The 18,214-nt window shown below is 64.2% G+C and carries 16 protein-coding genes and 1 tRNA gene; 6 read left to right on the top strand and 11 right to left on the bottom strand.

The window, feature by feature from the left end; all coding sequences use genetic code 11:
* Positions 1 to 7 precede the first annotated feature (7 nt).
* Entirely contained in the window at positions 8 to 706 is a 699-nt protein-coding gene (gene rpiA / locus ACZYTC_RS04635) for a ribose-5-phosphate isomerase RpiA (protein ID WP_454814680.1), read from the bottom strand.
* Between the two features lie 157 nt (positions 707 to 863).
* A complete protein-coding gene (locus tag ACZYTC_RS04630; protein ID WP_434957180.1) occupies positions 864 to 1,217 on the bottom strand; it encodes a hypothetical protein in 354 nt (117 codons plus the stop codon).
* A gap of 197 nt (positions 1,218 to 1,414) precedes the next feature.
* Between ACZYTC_RS04630 and ACZYTC_RS04625 the strand changes: the two genes are divergently transcribed.
* From ACZYTC_RS04625 to ACZYTC_RS04615, 3 genes are all read left to right on the top strand, one after another.
* A complete protein-coding gene (locus ACZYTC_RS04625; protein ID WP_434957181.1) occupies positions 1,415 to 2,113 on the top strand; it encodes an HAD family hydrolase in 699 nt (232 codons plus the stop codon).
* A 13-nt stretch (positions 2,114 to 2,126) separates the two neighbouring features.
* Positions 2,127 to 2,201: transfer RNA gene (locus ACZYTC_RS04620), tRNA-Val, on the top strand.
* A 193-nt stretch (positions 2,202 to 2,394) separates the two neighbouring features.
* Entirely contained in the window at positions 2,395 to 2,670 is a 276-nt protein-coding gene (locus tag ACZYTC_RS04615) for a hypothetical protein (protein ID WP_434957182.1), read from the top strand.
* A gap of 134 nt (positions 2,671 to 2,804) precedes the next feature.
* Here the strand turns inward: ACZYTC_RS04615 and ACZYTC_RS04610 are convergent, their stop codons facing one another.
* A complete protein-coding gene (locus ACZYTC_RS04610) occupies positions 2,805 to 3,743 on the bottom strand; it encodes a DMT family transporter (protein ID WP_488989020.1) in 939 nt (312 codons plus the stop codon).
* Positions 3,744 to 3,840: 97 nt separating this feature from the next.
* On the opposite strand from ACZYTC_RS04610, the gene ACZYTC_RS04605 reads away from it, so the two are divergent.
* From ACZYTC_RS04605 to ACZYTC_RS04595, 3 genes are all read left to right on the top strand, one after another.
* On the top strand, positions 3,841 to 4,464 hold the full coding sequence (locus ACZYTC_RS04605) for a CGNR zinc finger domain-containing protein (RefSeq protein WP_488989019.1): 624 nt from the start codon (positions 3,841 to 3,843) through the stop codon (positions 4,462 to 4,464).
* A 174-nt stretch (positions 4,465 to 4,638) separates the two neighbouring features.
* Positions 4,639 to 5,928: a glycerate kinase type-2 family protein gene (locus ACZYTC_RS04600; protein ID WP_488989018.1), complete on the top strand. Its 1,290-nt coding sequence runs from the start codon at positions 4,639 to 4,641 to the stop codon at positions 5,926 to 5,928.
* Positions 5,929 to 6,185: 257 nt separating this feature from the next.
* The gene (locus ACZYTC_RS04595) at positions 6,186 to 8,045 is read left to right on the top strand and encodes an ABC transporter ATP-binding protein (RefSeq protein WP_488989017.1); all 1,860 of its coding nucleotides are present in this window, start codon (positions 6,186 to 6,188) and stop codon (positions 8,043 to 8,045) included.
* A gap of 193 nt (positions 8,046 to 8,238) precedes the next feature.
* Here ACZYTC_RS04595 and ACZYTC_RS04590 read toward each other — a convergent pair whose 3' ends face one another.
* From ACZYTC_RS04590 to ACZYTC_RS04555, 8 genes are all read right to left on the bottom strand, one after another.
* Positions 8,239 to 10,482 carry an MGH1-like glycoside hydrolase domain-containing protein gene (locus ACZYTC_RS04590; RefSeq protein ID WP_488989016.1) on the bottom strand — a complete coding sequence of 748 codons (2,244 nt, stop codon included), beginning with the start codon at positions 10,480 to 10,482 and terminating at the stop codon, positions 8,239 to 8,241.
* Position 10,483: 1 nt separating this feature from the next.
* Entirely contained in the window at positions 10,484 to 11,539 is a 1,056-nt protein-coding gene (locus ACZYTC_RS04585; RefSeq protein WP_441771937.1) for an ABC transporter ATP-binding protein, read from the bottom strand.
* Positions 11,526 to 12,305, bottom strand: a complete 780-nt coding sequence (locus ACZYTC_RS04580; RefSeq protein ID WP_441771938.1) for an ABC transporter permease — start codon at positions 12,303 to 12,305, stop codon at positions 11,526 to 11,528. The genes ACZYTC_RS04585 and ACZYTC_RS04580 overlap by 14 nt, the downstream gene beginning before the upstream one ends.
* 9 nt (positions 12,306 to 12,314) lie before the next feature.
* Positions 12,315 to 13,082, bottom strand: a complete 768-nt coding sequence (locus ACZYTC_RS04575; protein ID WP_434959665.1) for an ABC transporter permease — start codon at positions 13,080 to 13,082, stop codon at positions 12,315 to 12,317.
* Between the two features lie 349 nt (positions 13,083 to 13,431).
* The gene (locus tag ACZYTC_RS04570; protein ID WP_488989015.1) at positions 13,432 to 14,496 is read right to left on the bottom strand and encodes an ABC transporter substrate-binding protein; all 1,065 of its coding nucleotides are present in this window, start codon (positions 14,494 to 14,496) and stop codon (positions 13,432 to 13,434) included.
* 87 nt (positions 14,497 to 14,583) lie between these two features.
* Positions 14,584 to 15,555, bottom strand: a complete 972-nt coding sequence (locus ACZYTC_RS04565; protein WP_488989014.1) for a PfkB family carbohydrate kinase — start codon at positions 15,553 to 15,555, stop codon at positions 14,584 to 14,586.
* Complete coding sequence (locus tag ACZYTC_RS04560; RefSeq protein ID WP_488989013.1) at positions 15,552 to 16,598, bottom strand: ADP-ribosylglycohydrolase family protein; 1,047 nt, start codon at positions 16,596 to 16,598, stop codon at positions 15,552 to 15,554. Before ACZYTC_RS04560 ends, ACZYTC_RS04565 begins: the two co-directional genes overlap by 4 nt.
* Positions 16,599 to 17,028: 430 nt before the next feature.
* A complete protein-coding gene (locus tag ACZYTC_RS04555) occupies positions 17,029 to 18,132 on the bottom strand; it encodes an autoinducer 2 ABC transporter substrate-binding protein (RefSeq protein ID WP_434957193.1) in 1,104 nt (367 codons plus the stop codon).
* Between the last annotated feature and the right edge of the window lie 82 nt (positions 18,133 to 18,214).

Here is an 18,214-nt window from a genome sequence, read left to right as displayed (position 1 = left end):
TCACAAATCAGGCTGGCCCGATGAAGCGGACTCCCGAAGAGCCGGCGACGTAAGCGCCCTTGGCATATCCGAGAAACAGTCCGTGTTCGACGACACCGGGAATGGTGGACAGGCCCGCCGCCAAGGCAACGGGATCGGGGATCTGTTGAAAGTGGCAATCAAGAATGTGGTGCCCGCCATCCGTGACGAAAACAAGGCCATCGGACTGCTGACGCAGGCGCAATTCACCGGAAAGTCCAAGTTTTGCGGCAATATGCTCGACTGCCGCCCGGGTTGCGCCGAAACCGAAGGGAATGACCTCGACCGGCAGCGGAAAGCGCCCGAGCATCGGGACGACCTTGGATTCGTCGGCGATCACCAGCATCGAAGCCGCCGCCGCGGCGACGATCTTCTCGCGCAGCAACGCGCCGCCACCGCCCTTGATCAGCCCGAGAGCCGGACCGATCTCGTCAGCCCCATCGACGGCCAGATCGAGTTCGGGCGTCTCGTCGAGCGTGGTCAGGGGAATGCCGAGGCTCTTGGCCTGATCGTGGGTGAATTCGGATGCCGGCACACAAATGACATCAAGCCCGTCGCGTACCTTCTCGCCCAGCAGGTCGACGAAATGCTTGGCCGTCGAGCCATGGCCCAGGCCCAGCCGCATGCCACTTTCGACATGGGCGAGCGCGGCTCGGGCTGCTTCGCGCTTCATGTCGTCAGGGTTCATGGCAACCTTGTGCTGTTCGGGTTATCGGGTGGGGGTTATAACGGCTTTGCTGCCGATTGCATCAGTTAAGTTTGAGAAGCAAGGGGCTAGACACAAGGAAAATCGGCCCCACCCCTTCTACCAAGTGAGCCGGCCATGCGCCGATTGCAGCCTTTGCCTATTTACCCGGCGGCGTGCAGATGACCTGATCCTTCCAGACATAGCACACGCTCATCGTGCCGGTACGCTGCTCAACCCGGAACACCGAACTCTCGCGCTCATGGCTGGAGGCGATCAGCGTGTAGTCGCCGGGCTCCTGCTTGCCGGCCCCTTCACCGGCCGGAAAACAAAGGGTGACACCGGTGTTGTCCTCCTTGACGCCATATTGGCAGGCTCCCACCTCGCCGGTCAGCCGGTCGACCCGGTAGATCCGGTTGAGGTCCTTTTGCGGCGCCGCGACGAAGACATAGTCGGCGGCAAGCGCGGGACCGGCGGTGAGAAGAAGGGCAGCAAGGCCTAGCGAACTCTTCATGATGACTGGCTCATCGTTTCCTCGGCGGAGCACATCGTCCCGAATGCCTGGGGCGTCGTGTCACACGCCCTAGTCAGGCGTGATCGAAGCCGGTTACATTCATATCGACGATAGGGTCCTATCTCGAATCGTGAATTTTCGAATCTCCGCTTGCCACCCAGACATGGCATTTTCCAGACCAAGCCGGAAAGAACAGCATGATGCAGCCGCGGACAGCGATCTTCGATCTCGACGGAACATTGGTGGACAGTGCCCGCGATCTGATGGGAACGCTGAACTTCATCCTGGCCCGCGAAGGGCTGCCCGCCCTGCCGGTCGAAAAAGCGCATAGCCTCTTGGGCGCCGGTGCCCGTGCCCTGCTGGAACGCGGTTTTGCCGAATGCGGCCAGACCATCGAACCCGCCCGCATGGATGTGCTCTATGGCGACTTCCTCGACTATTACGGCGAGCATCTGGCCGATGAGACGGTGGCCTTCGACGGTGTCGAAGAAGCCTTGCAAACGCTCAAGGCACGAGGCTGGGTGCTCGGCGTGTGCACCAACAAGGTCACCGAACATTCGGTGCGCCTGATCGAAGCCTTGAAGCTGGCCCCCTATTTCAGCGCGATTTGCGGGCGCGACGCCTTTGCCTGGTTCAAGCCCGATCCGCGCCATCTCACTCTCTCGATCGAAGCTGCCGGCGGTGATCCCGCCCACGCCATCATGGTGGGCGACAGCAAGACCGACATCGATACGGCGCTGCGTGCCGGCCTGCCCTCGGTCTGCGTGGATTTCGGCTATACCGACATTCCTGCCACCCAATTGGGGGCAACACGCGTCATTTCTCACTTCGATGAACTGATTTCTGCGATCGATGCGATTACCGGCTTGACAGCGCAGCCGGCTTTATCCAAATAGGCCTTCCCTTCGGGGGCGCGTAGCTCAGCGGGAGAGCACTCCCTTCACACGGGAGGGGTCACAGGTTCAATCCCTGTCGCGCCCACCATTCAAACTCCGCAAGTCCATCGCCCGATAGCTGTATTCATCGCCCTGTTTTAAGGGGCGATGCAATGGATCAATTTGCGGGCCTGCCTCGATATACATCGTCATCCCATGCGGAACTTTCTCCCTGCCCATGCGTTCAATCGAGCGTTTCGATCAAATGCGTGTTTTTCGTTTCATTTCGACAGGAGAGGCCCATGAGATTTCTTATTGCCGCCGCCATCGCCCTAGGCGCCACCTTTGCCCTCGCCGGGCCTTCCTCAGCCATGCCTGTGTCTCAGCCGGACAATCCCTCGCTCGTGCAGACCGTCAGGGACCGGACCTGCAACGCCCCGTCCCGCACTGCCCGCTGCAAATGGTATGGCATGCCGGGCGTGCATCGCGGGCCGCGCTGGCTGCGCCAGCATGGCGGTGAAGGCTATCGGCATCGCCATCACCAGCGCCGGCATTATCGCCACCATCGGCGGACCTGACCTTTCTCAGGGACTCCGACGAAGCCCTTGACTGGAGCAAAGTGCGATTTACGCCAATTGCACTTTGCTCCAACTTCCTGTTTTGACACCTTTTCCGATCCGAGACGTCCGAGCTAAAGGTCCGCCCTGGCTCTTCAGTTCGTGGCGGGTTTCAGCTGCGATTTTGGCTTGGGCTCGGCCATCGCCAAGCCAGCCCCTGCCAGCATCACCGCCATGCCGAGCATGTCGAGCAGGTGAATCTGTTCGCCGAAGCACACCATGCCGAGCAGCACGGCGATGATGGGCGAGATGAAGGCATAGGTTCCTGCCCGCGTGGCGCCGATTTCCCTGAGAAGCGTCATGTAGATGGTGTAGCCGATCAGCGAGCCAAACAGCACGAGAAACAGCCATCCCGCCCAGGCCGCTGCGCCCCATTGTCCCGCCAGGGCAGGAATTGCCCCCGGTTCGCTGGCGAGCGACAGGCCCAGCAGCAGCAGGCCGCCGAAGAGAGTGGTGCTGGCGGCCACGAAGGTCGAGGAGTAGAGCCGCAGCAAGGGACGCGCGACCACCGAACCCCAGCCATAGACCACGGCCGCCCATGACACCGCCGCCGCCCCTGCCAGACGCAACCCCGCGCCATCGCCCGCCGTAACGGACCAGTTTCGAAGCGCAGTCGGCCCGAACAGGATGGCCAGTCCCACCACTCCGAGAACCAGGGCACCGAAACGCCGCCTGTCGAAGCTTTCTTCCCGCAGTCCGAGCGCAAAGGCCATCAGCGCGATCGGGGTCAGCGACATTTCGAGCACGGCCGCCGTGCCCGAATCGACGTGCGCCACGCCCCAAAACAGCGCCGCGTAACACAGCGTGATCATCAGCAGGCTGGTGGCCGCGAGGCGGGGCAGGTCCTGCCATGCCAGTCGCGGCAATCCTTCACGCCAAGTCGCGAATCCCAGCAGAAGCACGCCGGCAGCGATGAAGCGGGTTCCAGCGAACAGCAAAGGCGGCACCGCCTCCACGCCAGCCTTGATGCCGATCCAGGTGGTTCCCCAGATCACACAAAGAACCAGGAACAGCAGTGTGGTGCGGCTGGGCATGGTGAAACCTCCGTCGACTTGTTGTAACGGTTATATATCATTATAATCGTTACAATGCACCCTTGAGTTTCGAGCCTGGGCGCTGGAAAGTGCGAAGATGAGCCAGAACAAGACCATTGCCGCCGCCCGCCTCGTCGGCGGACATCCGGCCTTGGACTTCGTCAACACGGTCGACGCGTGGCGCGATCGATGGGGGCCGGACCTGCTCGTCTCCTATGACGACCTCCTCACCTGGGCCGAACGTGTCGACCTCATCGATTCGGCCCTTTCGGCCCACCTGCGGCACCAGGCCGATACTGAGCCGGCCGAGGCGGACGCGGCGTTGATGCGAGCCCGGGCCCTGCGCACGACGTTGAGAAATCTCTTCCTCGCCGAAACCATGGGCGAAGCGGCACGCGAGGAGGATGGCGCTCGCCTCAATGGCGTGCTGCGGAGCGCCAACCATCAGCGCGAATTGCGTCTGGTCGCCGGCTCTTTCGAATGGGGATGGCGCGAGGGCGAGGATCTCGACGCGATTCTCCATCGCATCGCCTTCGCCGCAGCCGACCTGCTCACCAGCCGCAACGGACGCCGGGATGTGCGGGAATGCCATGGCATCAATTGCGGCTGGCTGTTCCTCGACACCTCGCGCGGCGGGCGCCGGCAATGGTGCTCGGAAGAGGCCTGCGGCACCCATATGCGCGTGCGCCGCTTTCGAGAAAGAGGCGGCCCGGGATCCTGACCGCCGGCGGATTTTAAATTTACCGCCAATGGGCTGGCTTCACCGCGGCTCCATGGGTTAAGGGACATGGCAAGCCATCGCCGCCAAGACATCGCGAAGGTAGACGCAAGAACAAGTATGGAGCACGACGCGTTTTCTCATCCGCGTCCTGCCGCGAGGGAGCCCGAAGCCGCAATGCCTGACCGTGTCGATGCCCGCCGCCAGACTCTCGACGCCATTTTCACGGGAGCGGTCGCCGCGTCCCATCCGGCAGCCTTCCTGCCACAACACCTGCCGCCACCGCCCACCGCGGGACGTCTGATCCTACTCGCTGCCGGCAAGGCAGCCGGCAGCATGGCTGAGATCGCCGAGGCCCATTACACCGCACTCGGCATCCCGGCCGACCGAATCACCGGCGTGGCGGTGGCCCGTCATGGCTATGGCCGCCCTCTCAAAACTCTGCCGATGATCGAGGCCGGCCACCCCGTACCGGACCAGGGCAGCATCGACGGCGCCGAGCGTGCGCTCGCCTTGGCGGCCGAGGCGGGCGAGGACGACCTCGTCCTGGTCCTGCTCTCGGGTGGCGCTTCCGCCAACTGGGTGGCACCCGCCGGCGCCCTCACCCTGGACGACAAGCGCGCCATCACCCGCCATCTGCTGCGCTCCGGCGCCGCCATCGGCGAGATCAACGCCCTGCGCAAACGCCTGTCGCGCATCAAGGGTGGGCGCCTGGCCCAGGCCGCCTACCCGGCTCGTCTCCTCACCCTTGCCGTCTCGGACGTGCCGGGCGACGATCCCGCCGTGATCGGATCCGGCCCCACCGTGCCCGATCCCGTCAGCAATGCCGAGGCCCTCGCCATTGCCGAACGCTTCAACACGCCTCTCGGCGCCGCCCGCGCCCTCTTCGAGGATGCCGGCAACGAGACACCCAAGCCGGGCGACGCCGTGTTCGCCCGCAGCGAGTTTCGCATCGTCGTCACCCCCGGCGACCTGATCGCGGCGGCGACCGCCCTTGCCGAGCAGCATGGCTACGAGCCGGTCGTGCTCGGCGCCAATGTCGAGGGCGAGGCCCGGCAGGTCGCCGCCGACCAGGCCCGGCAGGCGCGCGCGCTGAAGGCCTCCGGCCGCCGAGCCGCCCTGATCTCCGGTGGAGAGTTGACGGTGACCATCGCCGGCAAGGGTCGCGGTGGCCCGAACCAGGAATTCAGCCTGGCCCTTGCCCTCGCCCTCGACGGCGAAACGGGTATCAGCGCGCTCGCCGCCGACACGGACGGCACCGATGGTGGCGGTGGTCTCGCCACCGATCCGGCCGGCGCCATCATCGACGAAACCACGCTCGCCCGAGCCCGCGCTGCCGGGATCGATCCGGCCACCTATCTTGCCGACAACGACTCGACCGGCTTCTTCGAAGCCATCGGCGATCTCGTCGCACCCGGCCCGACCTTTACCAACGTCAACGACCTTCGGGTCATCCTGGTGGGCTGAGGCAGGAAGCGCTGGTCGTCCCGTGCGCGTTGCGACACGCAGTGTCGCGGTGCAGACACGGGACCCCTTGGGGATAAATCATCCCCACCCTCTTGCGATCCCGGATCTGCGAAGCGGCACTACGCGCCGCATCGCGTCCGGGATGACGAGGCCCTCCCCACAGCAAGAAGGCTGGCGCGACTCGTAATTTGACCTGAAACTGGTGATTTGGTGTCGCCTCGAAGCGATTCCGACATTGTTTCAAGGTCATATTTTCGATGTTTGCGCGCTTATTCCGGTTTTTCGAAAGCCGCATAGATGTATTCGCCGCTTTCGACGAGCATGACACGCCCCCCACGGGGGTGTGGCGTTTCATGTGGCATCACCTCAAGCCTGTAAAGGGCTGGCTCCTCGCCATCATGGCGATCGAACTGGCCTTCAGCGGCGTGGAGGCCGGCATCTATCTGATGGTCGGCTGGTTCGTGGACCTGCTCAACAAGGGATCGCGGCAGACCCTGCTGCAGGATCATGGCCTATTGCTTACCGGCGCCCTGTTCGTGGTGCTGTTCCTGCGGCCGGTCCTGTTTTTCGTGACCCAGGCCGTCACCAATCTGATCGTGGTACCGCCACTCACCAACCAGATCCGCTGGCGCAACCACATCTACACGCTCGGCCATTCGCTCACCTATTTCCAGAACGATTTCGCCGGGCGCCTATCGGCGCGCGTGATCCAGGCCGGACAATCGATCCGCTCGGCCATCATCGCGGTGATCGGCGACCTCTGGTATGCCCTGGTCTTTGCCGGGGTCACCATCGGTTTTTTCGGCTCGGTCGATGCCTGGCTGGTGCTGCCCGTCCTCGTCTGGCTGGCAGCCTATGCCACGCTGCTCTCCTTTTTCGTGCCACGCGCTCTGAAGCGCTCGGAAGCCAATTCCCTCGGCCGCTCAACCACGACAGGCCGCATCGTCGATTCCTACACCAACATCCTCACCGTCAAGCTGTTCGCCCGTTCCGATCTCGAACGCTCGGCGGTCAAGGAAGCACTCAAGCGCTGGAACGAGAGCTTCCTCGACCTGATGCGACTGATCCTCGGCGCCAGCTTCGTCCTGCAGGTGCTCAACAGCCTGCTGCTGGTGGTCATCGCCGGCATGATCCTCGTGCTGTGGAGCCAGGCGAGCATGACGGCCGGCGCCGGCGCGGCGGCCCTCACCTTGGTGCTTCGGCTGATCCAGCTTTCGGGCTGGTTGATGTATCTGATCCGCGACGTCTTCGAGAATATCGGCGCCGTGCAGGAAAGCATGCTCACCATCGCCAAGCCGCATGACCTCGTCGACGCCCCGGATGCCGCCACACTCTCGGTGCCTCGCGGGGAAATCGTCTTCGAGCATGTCCGTTTCGGCTATGGCGGAACGCTGCCGGTGTTCTCGGATCTTTCGCTCACCATTCGCGCCGGCGAGAAGGTCGGCATCGTCGGCCCGTCCGGCGCTGGCAAGTCGACGCTCGTCAACCTGCTGCTGCGCCTCTATGCGATCCAATCGGGTCGGATCCTGATCGACGGGCAGGACATTGCCGGCGTCACCCAGGACAGCCTGCGCCGGCATATCGGCGTGGTGACGCAGGACAATTCGCTGCTGCATCGCTCCATCCAGGACAACATCGCCTATGGGCGTATGGAAGCGAACCAGGATGCCATCGAGGATGCGGCGAGGCAGGCCGCTGCACATGACTTCATCGTCACGCTCGGGGACCAGGATGGTCGCGCCGGCTATGAGTCGCGCGTGGGCGAGCGCGGCGTGAAGCTCTCCGGCGGGCAGCGCCAGCGCATCACCATCGCCCGCGTGCTGCTCAAGGATGCGCCCATCCTGGTACTGGACGAAGCGACCTCCGCGCTCGATTCAGAGGTAGAGGCAACGATCCAGGGCCAGCTTCGCCGCCTGATGCATGACAAGACGGTGCTGGCCATCGCCCATCGTCTGTCGACGATCGCGGAACTCGACCGGTTGATCGTGCTCGATGGCGGCCGCATCGTCGAACAGGGGCGGCATGAGGATCTGATCGAACGCGACGGCCTCTATGCCAGGCTGTGGCGACGCCAGTCCGGCGGCTTCCTGGCTTTGGAAGATAGTTCGGCAGCCTGAGGCAATGTCGAAAAAATGCATTCGTCATCCCCGGCTGAGCCGCTCGCGAGCGCAGCGAGAGAGGGCGAAGGGAAGGGGATCCAGGAGTCGAAGGGAACAGCCCTTGGCCCCTGGATCCCCTTCCCGGGATCTTTGACCCCGCCGGGGATGACAATCCGTTCGATTCAATTATCGAGGAACGGCTCCTCCAGCCTCATGGCTGCATTGACTTGATTGGCGCACGCCACCACAGCTCGAAATCAACCGCCTTGGCACTCGCGGGAAGGCTAACCCGGAGGCCACCCTCCTCCGTGGTTGCAACCACCTCGCCGTCGAGGCTCGCCTGAGGCTTCATCCCGGCACGAAGATACGGGAAGCGCAGGGAGCATGCTCTTTCCAGCGGCGGCAATCGCAACGATATCGCACCGGCAGCAATCGAGAGCTGGCAGATCCGGCCAGCGACATCGGTGTCCAGCAGAGTGCGCTCGCCCTGGATCAAGCTCAGGCGGCCCTGCGAAATAGCGAGGCGAACCTGTCCCATCGGGCTTGCGAAAGGCCCGAACTCGCCCTCCGAACCCGGATTGGCGATCTCCCAGCCATGCCAGGGCGTGACGTCGGTCACCGCGGCGATGCCGAGCTTGGCCATCAGCGCCCCCCAGCTGTAGAAGCGCTCGGTGTCGGGCTGGTCGAGCGGCTCACCCGTCTCGGCATTGTAGTTTTCCGGGCAGATGCGGCAGCTTTCCCAGACGGAGCGGAACAGGGCGAAACTGCGCTGGGCTAGAGCTGAGGCCCTGTCGTCGAGACCGTAGCGCCGCAGCCCGTGATAGACGAGATAGTTGAAGGGTGGCCAGATCCGGCCACGCCAATAGGAATTGTCGCCGAAGGCAGGATCCGCACGGCTGACGCCGGGGATGACCGGGTCACCGCCAAAGGCCATCGGATCGTCGAGATGCTCACACAACCGGCCGACCTGCTCGGGCGTCGCCGCACCGGCAATCAGAGGATAGAAACTGGTCGGCGCCAGGCTTTTCACGAAGCCACCACCACACCGGCGATTGGCGAAGATGCCACGCTCGCCATCCCATAAACTCTCGCGAATACGAGCTTTCGTGGCTTCAGCGCGAGCGAAATGGGCGACCGCCTCCGTCTCATGCCCCAGTTCCGCGGCCATCCAGGCGAGCATTTCGGCATCGAGGGCCAGCAGGCTGTTGAGGCCGACATCCCAGCTATCGAGCGTGCGCGTGACTTTGTCGTAGCAGGCCTCATCGTGGACAGGCGAATTGTCCATTGCCGATTCATTGCGGGCCCCGAAATGGGTGCCCTTGTAGAGGCCCTCGCCCACATCCGAGGTGCCGAAGGAGGCAAGGCCCGTCCCGCCCGGATCGCGTTCTCGCCACCACCAGGCATGATTGCGGGCCAGCGTGGCATAGGCACCCTCGATCAGGTCTCGGGCGCGATGGCGCAGATAGAGTTGCCAGACCACGAAGCCGCCGATGGGGCTTTGGCTGCGGTCGACCCAGGCATCATTCGCCGTCAGCAGGCAGGGCAGATTGCCCTGCGGCGTTGCGCCCGAAAACACGGCAGCGAGATTATCGCGCGCCAGGCCGGCATCGAGCTCGCCGGCCATCAGGGCAGCATAGAACTGGTCGTTCAGCCAGACGCCGAAGCCGCCGAATTTCCCAAGGTCCCAGTTGCGGCTGATGGCGGTATAGGGGCGCTGGTTGATGCCGTCCCAGATCGTGTTCCAGGCGACGACGTCGCGCAGCGCCGCCAGCGCGACGGCGGGCTCGCCATCCGGTTGGAGCGGCACCACCTCAGGCCGCGCCAGCAGGGCCCGCGCCTGGGTGATCGCAAGATCCTGCCTGTCGGCAATCGCGAGTGCGAAGCGATTGTCGCGCATCATTTCCAGGTTGAAGCGCAGCACGAGGACCGGCGCCGCCTCGGCCCGGGAAGCGGTATGGAAATAGCCGTGCGTTTCGTAGTCCTGCATCGCGTCGGCGAGGCAAGCGTGGCCGGTCACCTGCACGGCTGGTTCCTCGCTGACGAGCGCCGCGAAGCGGTGCCCGACACGGATGATGGCAGCGCCGTGCGTTTCGTCGAAACGAACCTCCTCGCCGTTATCCGACGAGAGGCAGAGATTGATCCAGAAGCGCAAACCCCATTCGCCGGTCTTGGCCGTATGCCAGCTGCCTGTAAGGCTGAAGGGATCGGGTTTGGTGTAACGCCAGTCGAGGGTGGTTCCGGCGTGGGAGAGTTGGAGCTCCACCAGCGAGGCATCGAGGGCGTGCCGCCCCAGCGCGAGGGCATCGCCCGGCTCGAACAGGCAGGCCTTGCCCGTGCTGGCCGCGAAGGCAAGCGGGGTGAGCCGGAGGCCGAGCGGAAGGAACACCATTTCCGCCGGCCGCGACGACCAGCTGTTCCAAGCGCGTTCGAGAGGAATGTTGAGGCTTACCGGCATGTCAGGCCTGTAGCAGCACGGTGTTGGCCGGCGACCAGGCCAGCGTGATGGCCTGCCCGGGCGAGACCGACGAGATCTCCCGGTTCTGCGACAGGACCTTGATGTCGCTGCCACCAGGCCCTTCGGCGATGAAGGTCGAGACAGCGCCCGCATAGATGATCTCGCGTATCCTCGTGGCGAAGACATTGTCGCCCTCGGGTCTTTCTCCGGGCGCGAGAAGTCGCATTTTCTCGGGTCGCACCGCCGCCGTGGCCTGGCTGCCGGGGCTCGGCAGCCCATCGTCCGTGCGAATGACGCCGCTCCCGATCGCGATCCCCTCACCGGTCACGCTGCCCTCGAAGAAATTGGCGTCTCCCAGGAAGGAGGCGGCAAAACGGGTGCGTGGGCGCTCATAGATCTCGAGCGGTGCCCCCTCCTGCACGATGCGCCCGCCATCGAGGATGGCCACCGTGTCTGATAGTGTCAGCGCCTCCTCCTGGTCATGGGTAACGAAAATGGTGGTGAGCCCGCTCTCGCGCTGGATGCGGCGCAGTTCGATCTGCATGTCCTGGCGCAGGCGCCTGTCGAGCGCGGACAGTGGCTCGTCCAGGAGGAGAACCCTCGGCTTGGTCACGATGGCGCGGGCCAGCGCCACGCGCTGCTGCTGGCCGCCCGAAAGCTGCTTGGGCTTGCGCTGCTCGAAGCCGGTGAGATGAACCATCTCCAGCACCCGGGCCACCTCCTTGCGTGCCGCCTCGCCGCGGATGCCCTGGCGGTTGAGCCCGAAGATGACATTGTCGAAAACGCTCATATGCGGGAACAACGCATAGGACTGGAACACCATGCCGATCTTGCGCTGCCATAGGGCGACCCCGGTGACGTCCTCGCCCCCGAACAGGATGCGCCCCTCATCGGGGTCGACGAAGCCGCCGATGATGCGCAGCAGCGTGGTCTTGCCGGAGCCCGAAGGGCCGAGCAGGCTGGTGAACTCGCCCGCCTTGAAGGCGGTGCTCACCTTGTCCAGCACCCGCAGGGACCCATAGTCCTTGCTGATCGAAGCGACTTCAACGCCGATCACGACTGCCTCCCAGATTGGACAATTGGGCGAAGATCAGCACGAGAACGGCCGAGACGCCGAGGAAGATGGCGGAGATCGCATTGATCTCCGGCGTGAAGCCCTTGCGGATCGAGGTATAGATCTCGACCGGCAAGGTGGAGACGCCTGGTGTGGCCAGGAAATAGGAGACCACGAACTGGTCCAGCGAAACCGCGAAGGCGAACAGCAGGGCCGCGATGATGCTCGGCGCCAGCAAAGGCAGCGTCACCGCAAAGAAGGCATGAATCGGCGTCGATCCCAGACTCATCGCCGCCTCCTCGAGATCGGCCCGCAATGTCTGCATGCCGGTGCCGACGATCAGGACGACATAGGGGATGGCCAGGGCGACATGGCCGATCAGCATGGCATGCAGGCCGCGCCCGATGCCCGTCCAGAAGAAGAACACCAACATGGCCGTGCCGGTGATCAGCCAGGGAATGGCGATCGGCGGCAGCAGCAGCACCTTGAGCAGCGACTGCCCCCGGAAAGTGCGGCGGTTGAGGGCAAGCGAGGCCAGCGTACCTACGGCCGTGGCGATGATCGACGTTGCCAGGGCAATCAGCAGGCTGTTGTAGGTGGCCGAGAGCAGCGGCCCGTTCTCGGCCAACACGCCGAACCAGTGGAAGGTCGGCTCGATCGGCAAGGTGTAGAGGGGCGAGGCGTTGAAGGCCATCGCCACCATCACCGCGATGGGCAGATAGAGGAAGATCAGGGTGGCGGCGAGGAAGGTACGGCCGAGAGCGATCATGGTCCCCTCCTACGGCGTTGCCGCGCGGCCGGGCAGCACGCGCGAGGAGACGGCGAAGATCAGTAGCACCACTGCCAGCATGGTGAAGGACAGGGCCGCGCCCAGCGGCCAGTTGAAGGCCGCGGTGAACTGGTCCTCGATCACGGTGCCCATGGTGACGCCGATGCGCCCGCCCAGGATGCGAGGCTCCATGAAGCTGCCGATCACAGGCACGAAGATCAGGATCGATCCGGAAATCAGGCCGGGCATGCAGAGCGGCAGCAGGATCTTCCAGAATACCACCGGTGTGCGCGCACCGAGGCTACGGGCGGCCTCGATGGTCGAGTCTTCGATCGCCGTGGCGGAGAGGTAGCAGGTCAGGATCATATAGGGCAGATAGGCATGGACCAGGCCGATGATGATGGCCGGAAAGCTGTAGAGAAGCGACACCGAGGGCGCCGCCGGCACGATCCAGTGCAGGGCATAATCGAGAATGCCCCCTTCCCTCAGCACCATGGTCCAGGAGAACACGCGCACCAGCCCATTGGTCCAGAACGGCAGGATGATGAGGAGGAACAGGATGTGCCGCGAGCGCCCGGCCGTCGCTCGCGCCAAAGCGATTGCGGCGGGAAGGCCGATCAGTGCACACAGGCCCGTGGTCCACAAGCCGATCTGGATCGAGGTCCAGGCGACGTTGAAGAGATAGGGCCGCTTGATGAAGGCAAGGTAGTTGTCGACGGTGTAGACCAGCGCCCGCCCCGGGACCGGCGAACTCTTCAGGAAGCTGAAGAACAGCATGGCGCAAAGCGGCAGGAAGACGGCCAGCAGCAGCCAGCCATAGGCCGGCGTCAACAGGGCCGCCGTCGTCCAGCCCTGCCCCAGGCGCCTTCGGGGGCCTGCCTTGCCGCCATCGGCTTTCGACACGATCTCCACCTGTGCTTCCCCTTTCGGTCCCCCCGGCCACGCTGCAGCACGCAGGGCAGCGGCGCAGATCCGGGATCGCGAGCAGAACGATGCTTGTTTCAGCACGACCTTTGCCATTGCCGGGCTTGACCCGGTAATCCAGTCCACCTTCCCATGCTGGAAGGGCCGAAAATCTGGATGCCCGGGTCAAGCCCGGGCATGACAAAGGTCGGCGCCATCCGCCCTACTTGGCGTAGAACGCCTTCACTTCTTCCCACAGATCGTTGAAGGCCTGGCGGCGATCATCCGGCAGGGCGGCCATGAAGGTCAGCTTCGGCAGGTAGTCGGCCTTGTGGATCTGCCGGTTGAGATCATCGGCCGGCAGCTTGTTCATCGCCCCCTCATTGGCTGAAGCCGGGGCGCCCGCCTCCTTGGCCCAGGTCAGGTAGAAGGTCGGGTCGATCATGTAGTTGAGGAATTTGAGTGCATCCTCCTTCTTGGTGCTCGACGTCGGCACCGCCAGGCTGTCGAGCCAGCCGATGGCGCCTTCCTTGGGCACGATGAATTCCACCGGCAATTTGTGCTGGCGGATGGAGCGCACCGCCGCGCCGGACCAGTAGACGGAGATGTCGAAGGAATTGGCGGCGAAGGCCTTGTTCCATTCGTCCTCGCTGGACCACATCAGCTTGACGTTCGGCTTCATCGCCTTCAGCACCTCGGTGATCTTGGCGAGGTCCTTGGGATCGTTGGCATCCTGGCCGGTCAGCAGGGCGCCGATGCCGACGGAGGTCACGGCATCGTCGAACAAGGCCAGCTTGCCGGCATATTTGGGGTCGGAGAAGATCGTCCAGCTGTCGGCGCTGATGCCCTGGCGCACGGCGAGGGAATTCATGCCCCAGAGCCAGGCGAGACCATAAATCTTGCCATCGGCCTTGAGATTGGCGTGATCCTTCAACGCCGGGGCCAGATCCTTGGCATTGGCGATGGTGGCAAGATCGACCGGATCGATCAGGCCTTCGGCCTGGGCCTGCTGGGTACGGGCGCTGTTGATCAGCACCACGTCATAGGCGCCGGGATTGGTACGCAGCTTGGTCAGCATCTCCGGCTCGGAGTTGAAATAGTCATGCTTGACCGTGATGCCGGTCTGCTCAGCAAAGGCCTTGAGCGCGAAGGCCTCGTCGGTGCCGTAGCCCTTCCAGTTGAGCACGGTGATTTCCTTGGCCTGGGCGAAACCCGGGCGTGTCCACAGGCCGGCGACGGCGGCGGCTCCCAAGGCGGTGAAATGACGGCGCGTGATCCGATATGTCATCTTTCCAATTCCCTTCGTCGATGGCGACATTCTGCTCTCGATTTTCTTATCATTGGCTGGGCGTTCGTGCTTGCGGGGGCATCCACCCTATCGTGTTGTTGTCTTGTCGTGGTCCTGCCTGGCGAGAAAAGCGTTCAGTTCTTCCGTGCCGGGCGCGGTCGCCGGCCCCTTGCGCGTGACGGCAATGGCGGCGGCGGCGTTGGCCCGCCGCGCGGCCTCGGCAGCCGGATAGCCGGCCGCAAGCGATGCCAGGAACACGCCGGTATGGGCATCTCCCGCTCCGGTCGCATCGACCATGCGCACGGCCGGCGCCGGAACCTGCAGGCCGGACTGGCCAATGTCACCGCCGAGCAGGAAGCACCCGGCTGGGCCATCCCTCAGGATCACCAGCGTGTCCGGCAAAAGGCGATCGTGAACCCGCTTGGCGGCCTCTGTCTTGTCATCGGCTCCGGTGAGCAGGGCGGCCTCGCGGCGGTTGAGGGAGACGATGTCGGCCCGCGCCAGCACCGCGGCCATGATGCCGGGTGGAATGTCGGCGACCAGGGGACCGGGATCGATCATCACGGTGACGCTGGCCGGCAAACCGGCGACCCAATTGGCGATGACGGGCCCAAGCTGCGGGTAGCAGAGATCATAGCCCGAAGCGAAGAGCGCATCCGCAGCGCCCAATCGCAGCCCGGAAAGCGGCTCCCGTCCCGGCCGCGCCTCGACGCCGGGGCTGGTGACAAAGGTACGCTCGCCGTCGGGCTCGACCAACACGATGCAAAAGCCGCTGTCGCCGTCCGCGCTCACCGGCATCAGCGCCTCGATGCCTTCGGCTGCCAGTTCGGCACGGATGCGCTCGCCATAGGGACCCTTGCCATGCTGACCGGCAAAGGCGGCCCTGAGCCCGTTGCGGGCCGCCGCCGTGAGAATGTTGAAGCCCCCACCCGCACTGATCGTCGCCTCGGACCCCAGCACGTCGCCACCGCGTTGCGGCAGGCAGGGCACGTCGAGGCGGACATCGGCCAGGATGCTGCCCACGGACAGGAGACGGGTGGGAGTCGGCCTGCTGCTCATGCCGTGGAAGCCCCCTTCCCGGCGGGAGGCAGGATCGATGCCCTGCCCCGCAGCGCCAGCAGGCGATCGGCCAGGCCGACAAGATCGAGATCCGGATTGGCGGCCTCGAGGGCTGCGATCACCGGCGCGGGAAAAGCTTCAACGCCATGGCAGGCACCCGCTACCGCGCCGGCAATGGCAGCAACGGTATCGCAATCGCCACCAAGGCTCGCCGACAGGCGGCAGATGCGCCAGGGGTCCTCGGGCGCCAGCGAGATGATGGCCATCGCCGCCGGCACGGCCTCCTGCGTGGCGACGCCGGTGCCGACGATGTCATAGATGAGTTCGAGAGCCTCGGCCTCGCCTTTGCCCCGCACCAGCTCGATCGCCCAGCGGATGCGGGCGGCGATGTCCCCGCCGGCGAAATAGAAGCCGCGCCTGGCGCCGTGCCGGGCACCTTCCACGGCAGCCTGCAGCGCCTCATCGATGCTTGCGCCGTCGATGGCCGCGCTGACGGCAGCAGCGACGGCCGAGGCGCCGGCAAGACCGATGGTGGTGTTGTGGGTGACATGGCCGGACTGGAAGACGGCATCGACCAGCGCCTCGACGGGACGCGCCGGGAAGACGATGCCGACCGGGGCAACGCGCATCGCCGCGCCATTGGTGGCGCCGGTGCGCCCGGTCTCGTCGGTGGGCATGCCTTCGGCGATCAGTGTCAGCGCCTTGCGGGTGGAAGGGCCGAGGAGATCGGCAGAGCCCGCCGCGATCATGCGGGTTTCCCAGGCGAGGAGTTCATCGGCGAAACGCCGGGGATCGACATAGCCTTTGCCGTCGACCAGGAGTTCGCCAAGGATGACGGCCTGGTCGGTATCATCGGTCACCCGGCCGGCCGGCATGCCGCGGCTGATCGGATTGTCGTCGGGCGCCGGCTCGAAGCGCTCGAGAATGCCGTAACGTGCCGAGACGAGGGCTCGCGGCATATATTGCGTGGGCATGCCAAGAGCGTCACCGATCGCCAGGCCGACCAGCGCCCCCCGAGCACGGCTTTGAGCGGAAACGGCCATGACTCCCCTTTCGAGAAAGCGCCTAAAATTCGTTTGTGTACAAACGATCTTCCCGTGCAATTCGCCCCCTGTCAAGGGGCATCCGGCCAGAGCGTTTTGCGATTTGGCGGTTACATCAAGAATCGCAAAGACGCGTCGGACCAAAGAGCTAGAGCACGTTTCCTTCAAATTGAATCACCAGGAACCGCAAAATGCTTTTGATATCAAAGCGCCTCTCTCGAAGACCGTTTCGGTAAGAACGCATTTTGCCCTAGAGCAAACAAACGTCTCCGTCTAAACGCGCTTTGCTCTAGGTAGCCGGATACTGCTCTCTCCACACCGATTCCGGATCGGCGTCAAAGGAAAAGCCGGGATTTCTCCCGGCTTCGTGTTCGTTCCTGGCGCCGCGACAAACCGATTCGGAAAAGACGCCTACAGCCTTGATCTTTCGTCAGAAATCGAACTTCTCGATATTCTCCTTCGTGAACACGAAGGGCGAGCCGAGCAGTACTTCCGAGCCATTGATCACGTTGAGCTCACCGAGCTTACCGGCCTTGACCTTGGTATCGCCGGGCTTGAGCGAACCATCCGCCGTGGCGCGCAGGACCTGCATGGCGGCATAGCCGAGATCGACGGGATTCCACAGCACCACGGATTTCACGCAATCCTTGGCGACATAGGGCTTCATGGCATTGGGCGTGGCCAGACCGATCACCGCCACCTTGCCGCATTGGCCGGCCTGGGTGACAGCCTCGGCCGATGCCGGCGTGGCGACGCTGGTCATGCCGAAGATACCCTTGAGATCGGGCCCGTATTTGTTGATCAGCGTGGTCGCCTGCGAGAAGGAGAGCGCATTGTCCTCCTGCGCTTCCACCGTCTCCAGAAGCTTCAGCTTGGGATGGCACTTGGCGGAATAGGCTGCCATCTCGGCGATCCAGCGAGCCTGGTTGGGCGTGGTGAAGGTCGAGGTGACAATAGCCACGCCCGCATCCTCGCCGCTCTCCTTGACCATGGTATCGACCATGGCCTTGGCGATCCCGTTGAACTCGGCCTGGTTGACGAACCACTGGCGGGAGTCCGGGGTGGAATTGGCGTCATAGCCGACGACGTTGATCCCCTTGGACAGGGCCTTCTTCAGCACCGGGGCGATCGCGACGGGATCGTTGGCGGCATAGAGAATGCCGTCGACGCCGGAGGTGATGTAATTGTCGATGAAGGTGATCTGCTCGTCGATATTGGCCTTGGTCGGCCCGTCGGTCTTGGCATCGACATTGCCGAGTTCCTTGGCCGCGTCGGCAATACCCTTGGAGGTGGCGTTGAAGTAACCGATGCCGATGAGCTTGGGTACGTCGACCACCTTGATCGGCTTGCCCTTGCGGTCGGGCGCGCCGGTGACGGCACCGCCATCATAGGGCTTGCTCGTCGCGCTGGCCGGCGTGGCATCGCAGGCGAGCGGATTGGTGGGCAACTCGTCGCCGCCGGTCCAGGCCGAGGCGGCATGCGCCAGGCCCACCAGGGATACGCTCAGAGCGAGCGCCAGGGATATGCGGATCATGGTCTTCCTCCACTGTTCGCCGGCCTTGGGCCGGCTGCCATTGCCGTCCTCGTTGCCGGAGAAACCGATTCCGGAACAAGGG

The organism is Labrys sp. F242 (assembly GCF_057813875.1).
Note: the sequence above shows the minus strand (reverse complement) of the source record. Positions and strands in the feature narration are given on the sequence as shown.

What these genes read in the sequence shown, in the direction of transcription:
- rpiA (WP_454814680.1), bottom strand. Translation starts at nt 706, where the DNA reads ATGAACCCTGACGACATGAAGCGCGAAGCAGCCCGAGCCGCGCTCGCC.
- ACZYTC_RS04630 (WP_434957180.1), bottom strand. Translation starts at nt 1,217, where the DNA reads ATGAAGAGTTCGCTAGGCCTTGCTGCCCTTCTTCTCACCGCCGGTCCC.
- ACZYTC_RS04625 (WP_434957181.1), top strand. Translation starts at nt 1,415, where the DNA reads ATGATGCAGCCGCGGACAGCGATCTTCGATCTCGACGGAACATTGGTG.
- ACZYTC_RS04580 (WP_441771938.1), bottom strand. Translation starts at nt 12,305, where the DNA reads ATGATCGCTCTCGGCCGTACCTTCCTCGCCGCCACCCTGATCTTCCTC.
- ACZYTC_RS04555 (WP_434957193.1), bottom strand. Translation starts at nt 18,132, where the DNA reads ATGATCCGCATATCCCTGGCGCTCGCTCTGAGCGTATCCCTGGTGGGC.
- ACZYTC_RS04570 (WP_488989015.1), bottom strand. Translation starts at nt 14,496, where the DNA reads ATGACATATCGGATCACGCGCCGTCATTTCACCGCCTTGGGAGCCGCC.
- ACZYTC_RS04560 (WP_488989013.1), bottom strand. Translation starts at nt 16,598, where the DNA reads ATGGCCGTTTCCGCTCAAAGCCGTGCTCGGGGGGCGCTGGTCGGCCTG.
- ACZYTC_RS04565 (WP_488989014.1), bottom strand. Translation starts at nt 15,555, where the DNA reads ATGAGCAGCAGGCCGACTCCCACCCGTCTCCTGTCCGTGGGCAGCATC.
- ACZYTC_RS04590 (WP_488989016.1), bottom strand. Translation starts at nt 10,482, where the DNA reads ATGCCGGTAAGCCTCAACATTCCTCTCGAACGCGCTTGGAACAGCTGG.
- ACZYTC_RS04595 (WP_488989017.1), top strand. Translation starts at nt 6,186, where the DNA reads ATGTTTGCGCGCTTATTCCGGTTTTTCGAAAGCCGCATAGATGTATTC.
- ACZYTC_RS04605 (WP_488989019.1), top strand. Translation starts at nt 3,841, where the DNA reads ATGAGCCAGAACAAGACCATTGCCGCCGCCCGCCTCGTCGGCGGACAT.
- ACZYTC_RS04600 (WP_488989018.1), top strand. Translation starts at nt 4,639, where the DNA reads ATGCCTGACCGTGTCGATGCCCGCCGCCAGACTCTCGACGCCATTTTC.
- ACZYTC_RS04615 (WP_434957182.1), top strand. Translation starts at nt 2,395, where the DNA reads ATGAGATTTCTTATTGCCGCCGCCATCGCCCTAGGCGCCACCTTTGCC.
- ACZYTC_RS04610 (WP_488989020.1), bottom strand. Translation starts at nt 3,743, where the DNA reads ATGCCCAGCCGCACCACACTGCTGTTCCTGGTTCTTTGTGTGATCTGG.
- ACZYTC_RS04575 (WP_434959665.1), bottom strand. Translation starts at nt 13,082, where the DNA reads ATGCTGTTCTTCAGCTTCCTGAAGAGTTCGCCGGTCCCGGGGCGGGCG.